Source organism: Flavobacterium sp. KMS (assembly GCF_000813005.1).
In the GTDB taxonomy this organism is placed as follows: Bacteria; Bacteroidota; Bacteroidia; order Flavobacteriales; family Flavobacteriaceae; genus Flavobacterium.
Map to the genome: position 1 here is coordinate 1 of NZ_JSYP01000035.1, position 18,342 is coordinate 18,342.

General features: G+C 31.1%; 23 protein-coding genes. 18 read left to right on the forward strand and 5 right to left on the reverse strand.

Annotated features, from left to right (window positions below; all coding sequences use genetic code 11):
• The first annotated feature begins 811 nt into the window (after nt 1-811).
• The 4 genes from thrS (at nt 812) to rplT (ending at nt 4,105) form a co-directional block, all read left to right on the forward strand.
• The gene (thrS, locus tag OA93_RS22785) at nt 812-2,758 is read left to right on the forward strand and encodes a threonine--tRNA ligase (RefSeq protein ID WP_039116434.1); all 1,947 of its coding nucleotides are present in this window, start codon (nt 812-814) and stop codon (nt 2,756-2,758) included.
• Nucleotides 2,759-2,780: 22 nt separating this feature from the next.
• Nucleotides 2,781-3,329 (forward strand): translation initiation factor IF-3, encoded by a 549-nt coding sequence (gene infC / locus OA93_RS24710; RefSeq protein WP_081912486.1) that lies wholly within the window; start codon nt 2,781-2,783, stop codon nt 3,327-3,329.
• Nucleotides 3,330-3,462: 133 nt separating this feature from the next.
• Nucleotides 3,463-3,660, forward strand: a complete 198-nt coding sequence (gene rpmI / locus OA93_RS22795) for a 50S ribosomal protein L35 (protein WP_022827375.1) — start codon at nt 3,463-3,465, stop codon at nt 3,658-3,660.
• Between the two features lie 100 nt (nt 3,661-3,760).
• Nucleotides 3,761-4,105 (forward strand): 50S ribosomal protein L20, encoded by a 345-nt coding sequence (gene rplT, locus OA93_RS22800; protein WP_035633036.1) that lies wholly within the window; start codon nt 3,761-3,763, stop codon nt 4,103-4,105.
• 121 nt (nt 4,106-4,226) lie between these two features.
• Here the strand turns inward: rplT and OA93_RS22805 are convergent, their stop codons facing one another.
• From OA93_RS22805 to OA93_RS22815, 3 genes are all read right to left on the reverse strand, one after another.
• Nucleotides 4,227-5,252, reverse strand: a complete 1,026-nt coding sequence (locus OA93_RS22805; RefSeq protein ID WP_039116435.1) for a hypothetical protein — start codon at nt 5,250-5,252, stop codon at nt 4,227-4,229.
• Between the two features lie 62 nt (nt 5,253-5,314).
• On the reverse strand, nt 5,315-6,847 hold the full coding sequence (locus OA93_RS22810; protein ID WP_039116436.1) for a sulfatase-like hydrolase/transferase: 1,533 nt from the start codon (nt 6,845-6,847) through the stop codon (nt 5,315-5,317).
• 338 nt (nt 6,848-7,185) lie between these two features.
• Nucleotides 7,186-8,079: a hypothetical protein gene (locus OA93_RS22815; protein ID WP_039116438.1), complete on the reverse strand. Its 894-nt coding sequence runs from the start codon at nt 8,077-8,079 to the stop codon at nt 7,186-7,188.
• A gap of 354 nt (nt 8,080-8,433) precedes the next feature.
• Between OA93_RS22815 and OA93_RS22820 the strand changes: the two genes are divergently transcribed.
• From OA93_RS22820 to OA93_RS22830, 3 genes are read left to right on the forward strand one after another with little or no spacing between them, the layout of a single operon-like run.
• Nucleotides 8,434-8,613 (forward strand): hypothetical protein, encoded by a 180-nt coding sequence (locus tag OA93_RS22820; RefSeq protein WP_039116439.1) that lies wholly within the window; start codon nt 8,434-8,436, stop codon nt 8,611-8,613.
• A gap of 58 nt (nt 8,614-8,671) precedes the next feature.
• Entirely contained in the window at nt 8,672-10,381 is a 1,710-nt protein-coding gene (locus tag OA93_RS22825) for an ATP-binding protein (RefSeq protein ID WP_039116440.1), read from the forward strand.
• Nucleotides 10,382-10,390: 9 nt separating this feature from the next.
• Entirely contained in the window at nt 10,391-11,059 is a 669-nt protein-coding gene (locus tag OA93_RS22830; RefSeq protein ID WP_039116441.1) for a response regulator, read from the forward strand.
• 102 nt (nt 11,060-11,161) lie between these two features.
• On the opposite strand, the gene OA93_RS22835 is transcribed toward OA93_RS22830, so the two are convergent.
• Entirely contained in the window at nt 11,162-11,413 is a 252-nt protein-coding gene (locus tag OA93_RS22835) for a hypothetical protein (RefSeq protein WP_131474519.1), read from the reverse strand.
• 144 nt (nt 11,414-11,557) lie between these two features.
• On the opposite strand from OA93_RS22835, the gene OA93_RS25210 reads away from it, so the two are divergent.
• The 10 genes from OA93_RS25210 (at nt 11,558) to OA93_RS22880 (ending at nt 16,786) form a co-directional block, all read left to right on the forward strand.
• Nucleotides 11,558-11,716: a hypothetical protein gene (locus tag OA93_RS25210; protein WP_165572133.1), complete on the forward strand. Its 159-nt coding sequence runs from the start codon at nt 11,558-11,560 to the stop codon at nt 11,714-11,716.
• Between the two features lie 96 nt (nt 11,717-11,812).
• Nucleotides 11,813-12,019: a hypothetical protein gene (locus OA93_RS22840; RefSeq protein WP_039116444.1), complete on the forward strand. Its 207-nt coding sequence runs from the start codon at nt 11,813-11,815 to the stop codon at nt 12,017-12,019.
• A 6-nt stretch (nt 12,020-12,025) separates the two neighbouring features.
• Entirely contained in the window at nt 12,026-12,274 is a 249-nt protein-coding gene (locus OA93_RS22845; RefSeq protein WP_039116445.1) for a DUF4236 domain-containing protein, read from the forward strand.
• Nucleotides 12,275-12,278: 4 nt separating this feature from the next.
• Complete coding sequence (locus tag OA93_RS22850; RefSeq protein ID WP_082001875.1) at nt 12,279-12,602, forward strand: excalibur calcium-binding domain-containing protein; 324 nt, start codon at nt 12,279-12,281, stop codon at nt 12,600-12,602.
• A gap of 12 nt (nt 12,603-12,614) precedes the next feature.
• Nucleotides 12,615-13,010 carry a hypothetical protein gene (locus OA93_RS22855; RefSeq protein ID WP_039116446.1) on the forward strand — a complete coding sequence of 132 codons (396 nt, stop codon included), beginning with the start codon at nt 12,615-12,617 and terminating at the stop codon, nt 13,008-13,010.
• Nucleotides 13,011-13,013: 3 nt separating this feature from the next.
• Nucleotides 13,014-14,282 (forward strand): ABC transporter permease, encoded by a 1,269-nt coding sequence (locus tag OA93_RS22860; protein ID WP_039116448.1) that lies wholly within the window; start codon nt 13,014-13,016, stop codon nt 14,280-14,282.
• 5 nt (nt 14,283-14,287) lie between these two features.
• Complete coding sequence (locus tag OA93_RS22865) at nt 14,288-15,184, forward strand: hypothetical protein (protein ID WP_039116449.1); 897 nt, start codon at nt 14,288-14,290, stop codon at nt 15,182-15,184.
• An 89-nt stretch (nt 15,185-15,273) separates the two neighbouring features.
• Entirely contained in the window at nt 15,274-15,702 is a 429-nt protein-coding gene (locus OA93_RS24870) for a hypothetical protein (protein ID WP_039116451.1), read from the forward strand.
• A 26-nt stretch (nt 15,703-15,728) separates the two neighbouring features.
• Nucleotides 15,729-15,938: a hypothetical protein gene (locus OA93_RS22875; protein ID WP_039116453.1), complete on the forward strand. Its 210-nt coding sequence runs from the start codon at nt 15,729-15,731 to the stop codon at nt 15,936-15,938.
• Between the two features lie 44 nt (nt 15,939-15,982).
• Complete coding sequence (locus OA93_RS22880; RefSeq protein WP_039116454.1) at nt 15,983-16,786, forward strand: endonuclease/exonuclease/phosphatase family protein; 804 nt, start codon at nt 15,983-15,985, stop codon at nt 16,784-16,786.
• Between the two features lie 3 nt (nt 16,787-16,789).
• Here OA93_RS22880 and OA93_RS22885 read toward each other — a convergent pair whose 3' ends face one another.
• The gene (locus OA93_RS22885) at nt 16,790-18,049 is read right to left on the reverse strand and encodes a hypothetical protein (RefSeq protein WP_039116456.1); all 1,260 of its coding nucleotides are present in this window, start codon (nt 18,047-18,049) and stop codon (nt 16,790-16,792) included.
• A 140-nt stretch (nt 18,050-18,189) separates the two neighbouring features.
• On the opposite strand from OA93_RS22885, the gene OA93_RS25215 reads away from it, so the two are divergent.
• The gene (locus OA93_RS25215) at nt 18,190-18,342 is read left to right on the forward strand and encodes a hypothetical protein (protein ID WP_165572134.1); all 153 of its coding nucleotides are present in this window, start codon (nt 18,190-18,192) and stop codon (nt 18,340-18,342) included.

Below are 18,342 nucleotides of genomic sequence, written 5' to 3' on the forward strand. Positions count from 1 at the left end.
GTAGAAAAGTCTTTTCTAACTGGCAAGAAATTTGTGAAGTTTTTTTTGGAAAATTTTCGTTTCCGTTTTCTTCTTTCTTATCAATCTTTCAAGGAACTTTCCGTTGTTTAGCGGGGTGCAAATGTAACATCCGTTTTCCATTCTCACAAGCTTTTCTAAATCTTTTTTTTTTAGAATTTTATTTCTAATTTGATTCGTCTTGCTTGTCAGTATTTAAAGGAACGTTTGTCGTTGTTGCGGGTGCAAAACTACCACCTTTATATAGATAATCAATACTTTTTATAGAGTATTTTTGGTTTATTCCTAGACTTACTCCTTAACACTCTGACAATATTAAGTTTACATTTTAACAAAATTTACTATTTTTAAGTATTTTCTGATACAATTTATCATTCCGACAAAAATAACTATTCAAAAAGCATCAATTTTGCAAGGTTTACATTAAAACGGGGTGTTTTTTAATAACTCACCTGCATAAGATCTTCTTTATATCTATCCTAAAAGAAGAAATCAAGACATTATCTTCCTAAATACAACTAACAAACCTACTTTCCTTAACCTAATATAATAGCCATCACAAAAAACCAGGATTTTCTTTCACTATAAAACACCGCTTATCTAGCAAACCTACTCTCCTAGCCCTGATAGAAGCGGAAATCCTTTTATGCCGTGGTTCGGCATAAAAGATTGGAGTGAATAGCAGGATTAAGCTCCTTATAAAAATCTACTCCTATATATAGTATAAACTTATACATATATATTGTATGTATTTTTGTAATCCACTATATTTGCATTCATAAAATTATAAACAATGATTAAGATTACTTTGCCCGATGGGTCAATTAGAGAGTTTGCTGCTGGCGTAACTCCTATGGAGGTTGCGAAAAGCATTAGTGAAGGATTTGCTCGAAACGTTATTTCAGCTTCTTTTAATGGTACAACTATTGAAACCGAAACTCCACTGACGACGGATGGTAGTCTTATTTTATATACATGGAATGACGCTGAAGGTAAAAAAGCTTTTTGGCATTCGACTTCTCACGTAATGGCCCAAGCTCTTGAGGAACTTTTCCCTGGGATTAAACTAACTCTAGGGCCCGCTATCTCAAATGGTTTTTATTACGATGTAGATTTTGGTGACCAAAAGATATCTGATGCTGACTTTAAAAAGATTGAAGATCGTGTTCTTGAAATTTCAAGAGGTAAACATGAATTTAAAATGCGCCCTGTAAGCAAAGCTGAAGCTTTGGAACTATATAAGGATAACGTATACAAGACTGAGTTAATCTCTAATCTTGAAGACGGAACAATCACGTTTTGTGATCATGCTACTTTTACTGACTTATGCCGTGGTGGTCATATTCCGAATACTGGAATCATCAAGGCTATGAAGGTTATGAGTGTTGCAGGTGCTTACTGGAGAGGTGATGAAAAAAACAAACAATTAACTCGTGTTTATGGAACGTCATTTCCTAAACAAAAAGATTTAACTGAATATTTAGAACTTCTTGAGGAGGCGAAACGTCGTGATCACCGTAAATTAGGTAAGGAGCTTGAATTATTTGCTTTCTCTCAGAAAGTTGGTCAAGGTTTACCTTTATGGCTACCTAAGGGTGCAGCTTTACGCGACAGACTTGAGCAGTTTTTAAAGAAGGCTCAGAAAAAAGCGGGTTACGAACAAGTAGTTACTCCACATATTGGACAAAAAGAGCTATATGTTACTTCTGGCCATTATGCTAAATATGGTGCTGATAGTTTCCAGCCTATTCATACTCCTGCTGAAGGGGAAGAGTTTTTGCTAAAACCAATGAACTGCCCTCATCACTGTGAGATTTACAATGTAAGACCTTGGTCATATAAAGATTTACCGAAGCGTTATGCTGAATTTGGTACTGTATATAGATACGAGCAATCTGGGGAATTACATGGATTAACTCGTGTACGTGGGTTTACTCAGGATGATGCTCATATTTTTTGTACTCCGGAACAATTGGACGAAGAGTTTAAAAAAGTAATTGACTTGGTTCTTTACGTATTTGGTTCTTTAGGTTTTGAAAACTTTACGGCTCAGATTTCTTTACGTGATAAAGAAAATAGAGATAAATATATTGGTAGTGATGAAAATTGGGAAAAAGCTGAGAATGCAATTATCAATGCTGCTGCCGATAAAGGCTTAAACACTGTGGTTGAATATGGTGAAGCTGCTTTTTATGGTCCTAAACTAGATTTTATGGTTAAAGATGCTTTAGGAAGACAATGGCAACTAGGAACTATCCAGGTTGACTATAACTTACCTGAGCGTTTTGAATTGACTTACAAAGGAGCTGACAATGAATTACATAGACCTGTAATGATTCACAGAGCACCTTTTGGTTCTATGGAACGTTTTATTGCAATTTTACTAGAACACACAGCAGGAAATTTCCCACTTTGGCTAATGCCTGAACAGGCTATAATCTTGTCTTTGAGCGAGAAATATGAAATATATGCTAAAAAAGTTTTAGATTTGCTAGAAAATCACGAAATTCGCGCCCTAATTGACAACAGAAGTGAGACAATAGGTAAGAAAATTAGAGATGCAGAAATGCAAAAACTACCGTTTATGCTAATCGTAGGTGAGGAAGAGGAGAAAAATGGAACTATTTCTATCCGTCGTCACGGTCAAGAAGGTAAAGGAAATATTACAGTTACAATTGATGAATTTGTCGCAATTGTAGACGAAGAAATAAAAAAGACATTAAAAGTATTTACAGTTTAACTTAAATTATAAAGTCATAGCAATAAGAAGCAACAGAGGTTACCAACCTCGCGTAGAAAAAAAAGATGCACACAGAATAAACAATCTTATTCGTGTTCCTGAAGTACGCCTTGTAGGCGAAAACATAGAGCCTGGGGTTTTTAAAATAGCCGAAGCTCTAAGATTAGCTGATCAATTTGAATTAGATCTAGTTGAGATTTCGCCAAATGCAGAGCCGCCAGTTTGTAAAATCATGGATTACAAGAAATTTGTTTACGAACAAAAGAAACGTGATAAGGCACTGAAAGCAAAATCAACACAAGTTGTGGTGAAAGAAATTCGCTTTGGTCCTCAAACTGATGAGCATGATTATGAGTTTAAGAGAAAGAACGCTGAAAAATTCCTGAAAGAGGGTGCTAAATTAAAAGCATTTGTATTCTTTAAAGGACGTTCTATTATCTATAAAGATCAAGGTCAGATTTTACTATTAAGATTGGCTACCGATCTTGAAGAGTACGGTAAAGTAGAAGCTATGCCAGTTCTGGAAGGAAAGAGAATGATTATGTTCATTGCTCCGAAGAAGAAAAAATAATTATTTGCTATAAGCAATAAGTCTTAAGCTTTAAGCAAACTGTTATTGTAAACTTTTGCCTAAAGCTTAAAGCCTAAAGCCTAAAGCTCTTGAAAATATAAGTAAGTAAGAATAAATTAAAACACTAGGAAAAATGCCTAAAATGAAAACAAAATCTAGCGCCAAGAAACGTTTTAAAGTTACTGGTTCTGGAAAGATTAAAAGAAAGCATGCTTTTAAAAGTCACATCTTGACTAAAAAATCTAAAAAACGTAAATTAGCTTTGACACATTCAGCGTTAGTTCACAAAACAGATATGAAAAGCATCAAACAACAATTAAGAATTATCTAATAATTCTTTAGGTTAAAAAATTTAAAAATAACCTTGGAGTATGGCCGATAAGTTCCCTTGATTAAATTCGGGACGCCATCTACAAAAACACATAAAAATTATGCCAAGATCAGTAAATTCAGTTGCTAAAAGAGCAAGAAGAAAAAAGATAATGAAGCAAGCCAAAGGTTTCTTTGGTAGACGTAAAAACGTTTGGACAGTTGCTAAAAATGCGGTAGAGAAAGCAATGTGCTACGCTTACCGTGACAGAAAAGTGAATAAGAGAAATTTCCGTGCTTTATGGATTCAACGTATCAACGCAGGAGCTAGATTGGAAGGAATGTCTTACTCTCAATTCATGGGGAAAGTAAAAGCTAACGGAATCGAATTGAACCGTAAAGTTCTTGCAGATTTAGCAATGAATCACCCAGAAGCTTTCAAAGCAGTACTTAACAAAGTAAAATAAACGTTTTATAAACTCAATTTATATTACTTACTTATATAAAAGCCCAATCTTACGATTGGGCTTTTTGTTTTTAATATCATGCTATAAAAAACTTAGTTCTATTATTTATTAGCTATTTATCCTATTCAATTTTTGCTGTATAGGAAGAAATAGTTGTTGTACCTGAATCATTCTTAGCTACATAAATACCTAATATATTATTTTTGTATACGGTATTAGCACTTGTGATATTTGAATCTGGAAATTCAATATCTATCCAATTCGCTTCTCCAAATGTTCCATCAGAATTTCGATTTACGTAAACAAATGATGCTCCACTACCCTCTCCGTTTATAGTTACCCAATCGGCAGCCAAATTATAGCCTTTATTGGAAGAAGCTGTAATACCTTCAAAATGTGTAATTATCGACATGGTTGTTTCGTTTTTATAACTAAACGATTTTAAATTACTGATTTGTTTTGTTTTAGAATCATAATCGACCAGAAATGCCTGACTCAGTTTCCCTAATTTAGGGCTGGTATAACCACCTGTTATTGTATAACTATTACCTCCATTATGCCAAATACCATACAATGTATTGGTTAATGAATCTGCTAATTTAAATTCTGTATATTCTTTTGTATTGATATCATATAGAAATGCATATCCATTCTTATCATTTTCTACATCATAATTCCCAACTGCAATTCCTCCCATTATGCTATGAACGAACACATTATTTGTATTCCCTCCGTTTGGGGTTACTGGTGTCCATATTCCTGAACCATCAAGTGGTCCTTCATAATAAAATCCAAGATTTCCGCTTGGCAATCCTCCTGTAGATGTTGTTATTTTATAAGACCCAACAATTTGTATATTTCCGTTAGTTCCATTATTAGGCCCATAACAAGAGGTATTGGTAACTATCTGTGATGCTGTACTTGGAAAATTAATGACATGCCATTTTCCTTCATTACCATTACCTAATAGCTTGCCTTCATAAATCAGCCCCTGAACAATGCTATTTTGTCCTAACAAACTTGCTGTTATGTAAACATTTTCAGATTCTGAAACTCCTCTTATTCCTTGTATTGTTGTTTGTCCGTTTGGATTATTAAAATCCATATAAGTAACTGTATTTACTTCTTGTTTTAAATTTTGTGACATAATGTGTGTTTTTAGATTATTAATCCTTTGCCCTTTTACATTACTATGTCGTTAAATTATTTTTAGTTGAATTTTACAGTATTAAAGACATCTGTAGGTGCATTTACCCAAAGTTTGTCTACTTCGAGCTGATGTAATTGCTCTTCTAATTCCATTCTTATTTCACTGTATCCAGGATCATAAGCAAGATTGGTAATTTCTAATGGATCATTTACTAAATCGTATAGTTCGTATTGTTTGAAATAAGCGCTTGAGGCATCGAAATAATAATCGAATTTCCACTTTTCTGTTCTTATACATCGAATGCGATTAGCTGCTTTTACTATTGCCCAATTACTATTTGACCCTGCCTTAATATCATCGTATGTAAATAAAATACTTTCCTGAACTGGTGTTCCATCCTCTATTATTGGCAATAAGCTTGTACCTGCAAGTCCTGTAGGTGGATTTGATACATTGGCGATTTCTAGCAATGTAGGCATGATATCTGCCAAGGTTGCCAATGCCATAGATTTTTTAGTTTCTTTATCCTTAAATAAAATAGGATTAGATATTACAAGTGGGACTCTTAATGCTTCTTCGTAAGCTACAAAGGTTTTCTGACGTAAACCTCCATGTGCTAATCCCATTTCTCCATGATCTGATGTTAATGTTACAATTGCTCTGTCTGCTAATTTATTTCCGTTTTCGTCTTCTTTGTATAATTCTTTGATTAGGTAGCCAATTTCTTTGTCAACATGACTTAGCAAATATCCATAAAAGTTAATATAATTTAATTTTTCTTCTGGTGTTACTATTGCTCCTAAACTAAGTGCCATGTTAATTAAAATTTGTTCTTGTGCCATCGGTTTCTTATTCTCCAGCAAATTTTCATTTACTGTTACTGGTAGTTCAATTTCTCTACCTGTCCAACTATCTGGATGGTATCCTGAAGTGCCAGCAGATTTTGGATAGGCCAAAACATCGTGTGGATTAACTAATGAAAGGATCAGACAATATGGTTTATAATCTCCTGCCGCTCTCCTTACTTTTACTTCTTTCAAATATTGTATTGCTTCTGCAGTATATCTTGCATCATGATTTGCATAACCTCCACCAAAATTCAACGGGTTTACATCTTCGCCAGCATCTGGAGCTATCCAGCCCATTGCCCCGAATAATGAAATATCGGCTGGTGTTAAATCATCATAATTGGTCTTTGTGCCATTGGGAGCAACTCCTTTACTCATATGCCACTTTCCTCTGTATTGAACATCATATCCATCTGCCCAAAGTACATTCATAATATTTGGTAATGTATTATCGAGTGTGGGTTCTTGTGGCGATAAAAGTCCTCCTTCTGTTAATGTCTGACTAACTCCATGCTTAGCAGGATACATTCCTGTAAATAATGTAGCCCGGCTTGGGGAACACATACAGGTATTGCAAAAAGCTCTATCAAAACTAAATCCGTTTTCTTTTAGAAATGCAAGTGTTGGAAGATTTCTCTCTTCCCAACCTGGTGGAAACTGTTGTGTTGCTCTTTGCTCATCTGTAATAATAAGAATCATGTCTGGCTGTTGACCAATTTGTTCTAGTTGCATTTTAAAGTCCATTGAATATCGTTTTAAATTATTAAATAAAAAATGTAATTACGTATGTACCGTTTTGATATAATCGTTAATCAATTTGAAAATCAGCTCTTTGGATAACTTATTTTTAGTTAGGTATTTGCTTTCTAATTGTATGATTGAGTTTATATACTCTCAATGATATTTGCTTATTCATGAATCTTTTTCATGATATCCAATTAGGTCAGAATAAAAGAACAATAATAAAAGAACTTATTTAAACGTATAAACACCTGTTTTTCAGAAAGTAAAACAAACAAAAAAAGCCAATCTATCGATTGACTTTTTTGCTTTAGGCTGATATTGTGACTTTATGTCAAAACTTATTTCTCATCCTTTTCTAGAATATGTTTATCTACCATATACTGTGTAATTGGTCTTAATGTCTTTCCTGTTTCTGGATGTAATCCTGGAGCTGTAAAATACTCATAAGTACCATCGAATGACTTCCCGTACCAAATACATGGCTTTCCCATTTTAAAAAAACTTGTTGTATCGCAAGCCTTAATTTTTTTAAAATTAGAAATCAACCCTTCTTCTTTCTTCATTACTATAGGACTTAGTAATGTCATTGTATTTGAAACATCATCACAAGGAACTTCTTCATAATGGTCCTTATTCCAAACCATACAATTTTCTTCTTCATTAAAACTCCAGATTGCAAATGACCCGCTCAATATAAAAATGCATGTCAATAAGATTAAATATGATTTCTTAATAGGTGGAATTGGCTCATTTGGCTTTCCAACAAAAGAATTAATCTGAACATCATTATTGACAAATGGAGATTCATTCTCTTTTTTGATAGGTGCTGAAATCTCACTCAAACCAGATTTTGGTGTATTTGTAACCAATTCTTCTCTTAAAAACCTATTATATGGTCTCTTCTCAAAATCTACCAAAATTGCTGCCAATTCAATTCTCGCACTATTATCTGATTCTTTCTCTCCTGTCAAAAAAGAAATAATAGGTCGGAATTTTGCAATTTCAAATCTCTCTATAGCTCTCCTTAAATCCTCCCCTTCTTTTGTGTTTAGAAAAACTCTAAATGTTTTTTCATCATTTACTGATAATGATTTATCAAAAGTAATTAAACATAAGTTTCGCAATTGCGCAGGTGAAAGATTCAACAAAATACCCGTAGGTTCTTCCAATTTATAAGTTTGGTATTTTGCTTTTATAGCATTTTTATATTCTTCAAAAGTAATTTTACTCATAAGCATTTATCGGAATTATTAAACATTTTGCAGCAATCAGCAGTATTGTCAGCATTACTGGAATTTCATCTCAATGCCCCGCCAAAGCTGTCATTTCTTTGCCTCAGAATTAGTTACCGGTTTAATCTGCAGGTTAAAACAAATGTACAAAACTAGTTCTTTAAAAAAGTGCGTAAAACCGTAAGACGGAGTTTATCCGGGAAGTATAAATAAAAATCATACTGTTTCTACACGCTTTACTTCCCTCAAAAAAACAAGAAACATTCCGCCAGAAGCGGTTTGAAAAATCAGTTCAAAATTTCGATTTCAGAAATCGGATGGGGCGACTTATGTCAAATTTTAAAAATAACTAAGATGAAAAGAATTATAGCAATATCGTGTTTTGTATTAACTAGTATCGTATTTGTATCATGTACTAATGATGATGATGAAACAACAGGCAAAAGCAAATTAACAATTTCGGCAGATGCTCCAGACGAATCAGGTGGTGGTGGGCAAAACGGACAAACTCCAATTCCTCCACCAAAACCATAATAAATTTCTTAATTAAATATAAATCCTCAATTTAATTAATTTTCAGTATTTTCGGGAAATGAAACTTCAAAAAGTCCATTTCCCGATTTTTATTTTTGTCGTAATCCAATTGTTTTCTTGTAAAAAAGAATCGAATACAATTATCCAAACAAAGATCAATACTGAATACAGTAATTTTTTAGCATTAGCCGATAACCATTTTAATAATCAAATTTATGATAGTGCTTTCTATTATTACAATAAATCAAAACAAGTCTGTAATCCAAATGAGAATGAAAAAATAATTTATTCTCTATTAAAAATGGCCGTTACCCAGCAAATACAAGGTGATTATTTTGGGAGTGAAACTAATGCCACTGAAGCAATCCCATATTTTACAAAAACAACTAATTTATATTATAAGTGTGCTGTGTATAATATACTAGGTATAAATTATGAAAGATTGCATGAATATGATGATGCTATTTATAATTATAATCAAGCTATAAAATATGTTGAAGTAGATCTCCCTAAATATGTACTTAAAAACAATATTGCAGTTGCATATATGGGCAAAACAGATTACACAAAAGCGGCAAATATTCTTAATGACTTAAATCAAAAAAAAGAAATTGCAAACAACCTTGAAAACCATGCTAGAATACTAGATAATTTAGGTTTTGCGTATTATAAGTTAGGGAATCCAAAAGCTTTAGAATATATAAATCAATCCATAACAATAAGAAAAAAAATAAATGATGACTTTGGAATAACCAGTAGTTATAATCATCTTTCAGAATACTACTCTAATCATAATAGCATTCTTGCAAATCAATATGCTAATTTAGCCTATGAGAAAGCTACAGAAATAAATAATGTTGATGACCGTCTGACATCATTAACTTTTTTAATTAAAAATGCAAAAAATAACGAATTAAAAAAGGTAACATTTCTTTATTTGAAAATTAACGACAGCATTACCAAAGCAAGGCAAAAAGCAAAGAATCAATTTGCAAAGATAAAATATGATTCTAAAAAAGATCGCGAAGAAAATCTCCATTTAAAAGCCCAAAAAGCAGAAAATGCTTTACAATTAGAAAAAGCAAAAAATAGAAATTTAACCTTATATATTGTAGTTGGATTTGTTTTGGGTTCGCTTTTGTTTCTTTATTACTATTTAACTACAAAAGGAAGACGAGAAAAGACTGCTGCTATTTACGAATCTGAAACTAGAATTTCGAAAAAGCTACATGATGAACTTGCCAATGAAGTATACCACACCATCGTTTTGGCAGAAACAAAAGACTTATCTACAGATGAGAACAGAGAAATTCTCCTTTCAAATTTAGATACTATTTATTCTGGAACTCGAAATATATCCAGGCAAAACAGTATGATAGATACTGGAGAAAACTTTGAAAGTGAATTAAAAGAAATGTTATCTAGCTATAACGGAAGTAATGTAAACGTAATTATTAAGGATAATAATGATATTAATTGGTCGAAAATTGAATCTGAAAAGAAAATCGCAACTTACAGAGTATTGCAAGAATTGCTTGTTAATATGAAAAAACATAGTCAATGTAGTTTTGTTGTTATTGGTTTTGAAGAAAATGATAAACAAATACAAATAAGTTACTCTGATAATGGAGTTGGTTTTGGTGAAAAAATGAATTTAAGAAATGGTCTTAAAAATGCGGAAAACCGTATTCAAAGCATAAAAGGAACTCTTACTTTTGAATCTGAGCCTAACAAAGGGTTAAAAGCCAAAATTTCATTTCCAAAATAATATAAGCATATGTTTACAAAAGTTTTAATAGCCGAAGATATAGATTTTAATGATATTGCAGTTGTACAAGTTCTCCAAGAACTAAATGTTCCCGAAATAGAATATGCTAAATATTGCGATGATGCTGTACTTAAAATAAAAAAAGGTCTCCTTGATAATCATCCTTATCAATTATTAATAACTGATTTATCCTTTAAACCTGATCATAGAGAAACTAATCTAAATTCGGGTGAAGAACTTATTGCTGCTGTAAAGCTATTATTCCCTGAAATAAAGATAATTGCGTTTTCTATTGAAGATAAAGCCTATCGTATAAAGTCTCTATTCGATAAATATAATATCAATGCCTTTGTAATGAAAGGTCGTAATAGTATCCCTGAGTTAAAGAAAGCGATACAAAATGCTTTCGATACGGATAAGAAATATCTTCCTCAAGAATTAAACTATATTCTTCAGGATAAAACAACCAATGAGATAGACAATTATGATATTCAACTTATTAAATATCTCTCGATAGGTGTTTCTCAGGATAGTATGGAAGCTAAATTTAAAGAAGTTGGTATTACTCCTAATAGTAAAAGTACAATTGAAAAACGCATTAATAAACTTAAAGTCTACTTTAAAGCTAATAACCCAACACATCTTGTGGCAATTGCCAAAGATTTGGGCTTGATATAAACTCTTCTTTTGTTTCATTTACTTTCTTTACGGATTTCCGTAAGGATACTCTATTGCCGATTTATAAGTTTGGCTTTCCAAAACTTATTTTATGAAGAGCAATTATTTTATACTTCTGTCAAAAAAATGTTTGACAAGAAGTATCTCTCCCAAAAACAAAATTATACTTAAAACAACTCTTCTTTGTTTCTTACTATCTTTTGGTATAGCACTTTTAGGTGCTATATCGGGATATATTGATATAGATTGGAAGTTACTTTTCATTCCAGCAATACTGGCTTTTCTAATCGTACTACTCATACTTGCAATTATAAATAGATACAAAAAAGTATAAACCAATTTGAATACTTTCATGAATCTTCTTCTGATTATTGTAACTCCCCTTTAAAACTAAACTATTTTATTTTCATTTATTATTTTATTGAATGCGGAAAACCGTAATAAACTATTTTACAATGAGCTTAAGTTTGATGTATTAATAATTTAAAATAAAAATCTATGAAAAAATTAGCCCTATTATTCACACTCTTCTTTTTTTTATTAAGTAATAGTATTGATGCTCAAAAAGGTCATTATAAAAGTGGAAAAGGAAGTTCGCATAAAGGAGGGAAATATAAAAACTCAAGTACCAACAATCATTATAAAAAAAGAAAGTAATGAAGCATTAAATTGCTTCATTCATAGATTTAACTCCTTTTATGGAAGAGGCTTCTAGATATTTAATTTTCAACACAACTAACTAAAAAATCAAACATGAAAAAATACTACGTAAACCAAAACGCACAATCGAATGGTGATCATGAAGTTCATACAGCAGATTGCATTTTTTTGCCAATTCTAGCAAATAGAAAATATTTAGGAGAATTTTCAAACTGCAAACTAGCAGTAACTGAAGCAAAAAAAACCTATCCAAAATCAAATGGATGCAAGAGCTGCTCAAATGATTGCCATACAACATAAACTATTATGGGTTTTCGATTTCAAAAAAGAATTAAACTAGGAGGAGGATTTGGGATAAACATAAGTAAATCGGGAATTTCTCCAAGTTTAAAAACAAGTATGGGAACTATCAGTCCTAAAAGATTATCTATTAGAACAGGTATATCTGGACTAAACTATCAAAATAATTTTACTAAGAGCAAGAATAGTGGTTGCATGCTACTATTTGCATTCTCCGGAGCAATAACATATTTAATATACATTATAAAACATTAATATCATGGGATATAGAAAAGCATATTACAAAAAAGATGGAACATATGTTCAAGGACATTTTACAAATACAAGATCCAAGTTCTCCAATAAGAACAACGGTTGTCTACTAATGCTAATAATATTATTTAGCCTTGCGATTTCTTGTTCAGAATCATCAGATTCTACCAGTGAAACAAGCAATACTACAAACTCAACTTGTCCAACAAAAACTTGTGGAGATTTCTCAACTCAAACACAGGCACAAGCTACTTATAATAACAACAAAAAATGTTATAAAAATTTAGATTCTGATGGAGATGGAATCGCGTGTGAAAATTTATCTAAATAAATATTCTAAACAATGATAACACTAGAATTAAAAAGCCATTTTTTAAGATTATATCAAATGGCATTATCTGACAATAAATTTGATGTACTAGAACTTCAAATGCTATATCATTTTGCTGATGAAAGAGGAATTCCAAAAGAGGAACTTGATAAACTTTTTCTAAACCCGATAAATACTGAATTATGTATTCCTGACGAATTAAATACTCGTATTGAATACTTGTATGATTTTGCCCGAATAATTTGGGCAGATGAAAAAATTACTGATGACGAAATAAATATGCTCAAAAAATATTGTCGGATTTTTAATTTTTTAGATGAAAATATAAATGAATTAACACATTATCTCATTGATTGTGTACAAAAAAACATTCAAAAAGAAGAAATTATTAGTCAATTAAACTCTTAAGTTATGAAGCCACTTACACAATTATTTAGTTTAAAAAAAGTTGAAGAAACTCCAGTAAATACTTCTGAAGAAAATGAAAATGACAGAGAGCAAATAAGAATTACCTACTACCAAAGTGGTTTTGCGGCATCTGTAAAAGCAACTGGAAAACCTATCGTCCTAAAAGCATGCCTTCAAAATTTATATATGAGTTTTGAAGATCAATGCCGAAAACAAAAATTAGAACAAGAAAGATTAAAACAGCCTTATCGAGAAGAACAGGAAAAAAATAGAACAGAACTTAAAAAATCTGAAGCTGCAATAGGAATATATGAAAAGAAAGAACAAGATATTAATGATAACCTTGATCTTATCAAAAATGAAATAATCGAAGTAAAACGTAATCCTGACAAATATGGTATTGAAGATGGGAAAGGATTAAAAGCTCAATTTTATATTGGATTAATTTTATTATTACCTATTACTCTTTATGTATTAGTCTTTTATATTTCAGCATCATATTCTGCTTTCTTCAAAGAATTTTCAAATGATAGTTTAACAGCTGCAATTTTTGATGCAGATGCATTAACAAATTCTTTTGAAGCAAGTTGGCTAGAAGGTATTCTAGTTATTACAATTCCGTTCGTATTTATGGGATTAGGTTATGTTATTCATATGGTACAAAAAGGAAAAGGCCTAAAAAACATTTTCAGAATGATTGCATTATTTATTACAACATTTTTATTTGATGCCTTGTTGGCTTATCAAATTGAAAAGAAAATATATGAGTTCAATAAAACCACAGATTCATCTCCATATAATTTAAACATTGCATTAGGCGAAGCTGAATTTTGGATGATAATATTTGCGGGCTTTGTAGTTTATATTATTTGGGGACTTGTTTTTGATTTTGTTATGAAAGAATTTGAAAACATTGATAAAATAAGAGCTTTCATTAGAGGCAAAAAAGAAAAACAAATCGATCTAGAAAATTTAAAAACTGATATTAATAATAAAATCAACGATTTTAAACAACAAGTAATTACTACTAATGGAAAAATATCAGAATTACAATCAAAAATTGATGGCTTTGTCTTCCCTGTAAAAGAATATCTTCATTACCATCATCAATATAAAGAAGGATGGTTTCAAGCCATTAATACCGAAATAGCATTACCATATAAAGAAAAAACAGAATTATTAGAAAACTGTGAACTTCATTCTGAAGAACATTTAAGTAAATTAAATTTAATCGATCCAGATTTTCAACATTTGGTATATTCTAAAAACTAGTGGCTATGAAAAACATTCCGAAAATAATCATAATATATTTGTTACTACTTTCTAACCTTTCGTGTACACAGAATTCTACTAAAGAAAAAAAAGTAGATTCCATTAAAAATGAAACAACGGAAAACTACAATATTAGTATACTAATAGATTTATCAGATAGAATTAGTCTTAAAAAAAATCCCAATCCGACAATGGAATACTATCAACGAGACTTGGGCTATATAAAATCTATTTCCGAAGCCTTTACTCAGCACTTGAAATCAAAAAGAATAAGACAGATTGACGATAAAATGCAATTATTTTTTAACCCAGAACCTTTAAATTCTGAAATTAATTCTATTTCTAAAAATTTAAGGATAGTAATTGATAAAAACAATGTGTCAAAAGACTTTTTGAATTCGATAAACTCGAATTATGTATCCCAAACTTCAAAAATATATGCCTCAGCAATAAAGGACAACAATTATATAGGTTCAGATATATGGAATTTTTTTGATAATAAAGTCCAAGACCAATGTATTGAAAATGGATACAGAAATATACTCATATTATTCACTGATGGTTACATGTTTTATGATGGTACAATAATAAGAGAAGAAAACTTAACGTCCTATATAACCCCAGAACTAATACGCAGAAATGGCTTAAATACTAAGGATTGGCAAAATAAATTACAAGATCAAAATTTTGGGTTTATAAAAATAGATAATGATTTATCAAATCTAGAAGTTTTAGTTTTAGGAATAAATCCAAAGAAAAATACTCCTTACGAAGAAAAAGTTATCAAAGCATATTGGAGTAAATGGCTTACAGAAATGAAAATAAAGCACTTTGAAATTAAAAATGCAGATTTGCCTTCAAACATGGATAAGATAATTAAAGATTTCATATTGAAAAATTAGACAATTTAAAACGTAATCTAAATACCTGTTTTAAAAGTACTATTCCTTTTTAAATTTATATCAATATTACTTAAAGTACTATAAGTAAAATGAAAAACATCACTACTAAACTTGAATTTATAATTTGCTGTCTTATTTTAGTATTCGCAGGATGTAAAAATGGGCAACCTAAGGTAGAAAAAAACAAACCTCAAACGTTTTACAAAGAAGTAATTACTCCCGATGATGTAAAATCTATCACTCCCGAAGAAGCTAAAACGTACCATAAAGATATGAATTACCAGTACGAATATCGTACTGGTATATCTGGCAATTATGAATATACTTATGACGTAAATGGTTATGACCAAGATGGTAATTTAGTCACTGGAATCATAAATATTGAAAATAAATATGGGGCTGGGATAATCATAAATAATAATGACGAAGAAATTGATATAAAAGCAGAATGGATTGGTTATGGAAGATTAAAAGCTACTGACGAAAACGGAAATGAATACAATCTGGTTGCAGATTAATTTGAGATAATACTAAACAAAAAAATATGAAGGTCATTATATTAGTTTTATTTACAACACTTACCTCATTTAGTATGGTAGAAACCAATGTATATGTATGTGGTGCAAGTGGTGCAAAAAAATACCATTACAAGGAATCTTGCCGTGGTTTAAGTTCTTGTAAACAGGAAGTAACCAAAATTTCTTTGAAGCAAGCCCAAGGATACGGACTAACACTTTGTGGGTGGGAAGACTAAATAACTCTAGGATAATCTTTATATTTGAAAATTAATCCTTACAAATGAGAATCCCGTTTACTGCCCTATTTTTTATATTCACTTCATTACTTTTTTCCCAAACCAAAATCCTTTCCTGGAATATCGAAAACTTTGGCAAATCAAAATCTGATCAAGAAATTAGTTTTATTGCTAATACGATTAAAAATCACGACATTATTGCAATTCAAGAAGTTGTTGCAGGCTATGGAGGTTCACAAGCTGTTGCGAGATTAGCCGATGAACTTAATCGAAAAGGTGCTAAATGGGATTACTCTATTAGTTATCCAACAAGCAGTAGTGCATACAAAACAGAACGGTATGCTTTTATTTGGAAAACAAGTAAAGTAAAATTAAAAGGAAAACCTTGGCTTGAAAAGCAATACGAGCGACAAATAGATCGTGAACCTTATTATGCTACTTTTGAAAAAGATGGCAAAAGTTTTACGATAGTAAGCTTTCATGCTATTACAAAAAGTAAACAACCTGAAACAGAAATTAAATATTTTAAGTTTTTACCTCAACAATACCCTAATCTAAACTTGATTTTTGTAGGTGATTTTAATTGTCCGCAATCTCATACTGTCTTTAATCCTTTGAAGAAAATGGATTATCAACCGATTTTAGAAAACCAAAAAACATCCTTGAAACAAAAATGTATTAATAACCTATGCTTAGCTTCTGAGTTTGATAATATTTTCTATCAAACTTCGAAAATCAAAATAAAAAATAAAGGCATAATTCATTTTTACAAAGATTTTGATTCCTTGAAAGAGGCTCGAAAAATATCTGATCATATCCCAATATGGATGGAATTTTCTTTAAACTAAAAACTATGTTTTTAGTTTTTTCTTTTTAGCAGCAGGAAATAATACGTTGTTCAAAATTAAACGATAGCCTGGAGAATTTGGATGCAAATCTAAAACAGTTGGTGGATCACCTACTTTATGCTGGAAATCTTCGGGATCATGTCCTCCGAAAAAAGTAAACATTCCTTTTCCTTTTTCGCCATGTAAATATCGTACTTCACCGTTAATCTCGCATGTACCCATAACTAAAGCACTTGATTTTACAAATTCTGCATCAAATGAAGTTGTTTGTCCCATAAATCCTTTTACTAATTGTGTATGATTTTGACATAACATACTTGGTATTGGATCCCATTTTGCCGAAAACTCCATTAAAGTAAAATAATCCTTCTCCATTGGCACTCTCCTTTTTGGTGTCATATCAATATCCGAGAATTCATATATCTCTGGTTTACGTTCTAAAGTAAAGTCTCTAAAAGCAAATGAATTAGCATAATTTAACTTAGATTGATAATTTGGTTCGCTCGCATCTCCATCAAACATTGCTTCACAAATATCTACTCCATCTGCAGCTAGAGCTATATCAAAACTATCTGTTGCCGAACACATTGCAAACATAAACCCTCCTCCAATTACAAAATCTCTAATTTTTTTTGCGACAGCTCCTTTTTCTTTAGATACTTTATCATATCCTAATTTTGTTGCTAATGCTTCGGCATCTTTCTTTTGCTCTATGTACCAAGGTGCATTTTTATAGGCTGAATAAAACTTTCCATATTGTCCTGTAAAATCCTCATGATGCAAATGCAACCAATCATACAATAATAATTGATCGCTTAGAACCTCTTCATCATATATTGGGGTAAAAGGAATTTCAGCATATGTTAATACTAAGGTAACTGCATCATCCCAAGGTTGTTTTCCTTTGGGTGTATAAACTGCTATTTTTGGAGCTTTCTCAAGAATTACTGTTTCCATATTCTGAGAAGGACTTGAAATTTCATTTAAAATAGAATTCTCTTCGCTATCTGAAAGTACTTCAAAACTAACTCCTCTAATTTTACATTCTTTACGAATTTCTTCTGTATCAGGTAACAAAAAGGAACCCCCACGATAATTAAGCAACCAGCTCGCTTTGTAATTTTTGTTTAAACACCAATACGTTATTCCATACGCTTTTAGATGGTTTTGCTGTGTTGTTTCGTCCATCGGAAGTAAAATAAACGAAGCTCTTCCATTAAATGATAATAAAAAGAAGAGAACATAAGCAATATAATATTTCATTTTAAATCTATTTTTATTTTAGTCTATTCTAATACAAGACTAAACAATTATTGGTTTTCTATAAAAACACGTATAAACACGCATAAATGTAAGGATAACTCTAGCTAAATTTGTTTTTATTAAATTATTAACAATTGACCATGAAAACCCATACAATGAAACTTAATGAAGCAAATAATAAACCTAGGCTTACAAATTTAATTCGAAAAATAGGAGCTTGTTTATTGATACTAACCATTATTTTATATTATGTTTTATCTATCCAGTTCTTAGCTAGTAGCGGAAGTAATTAA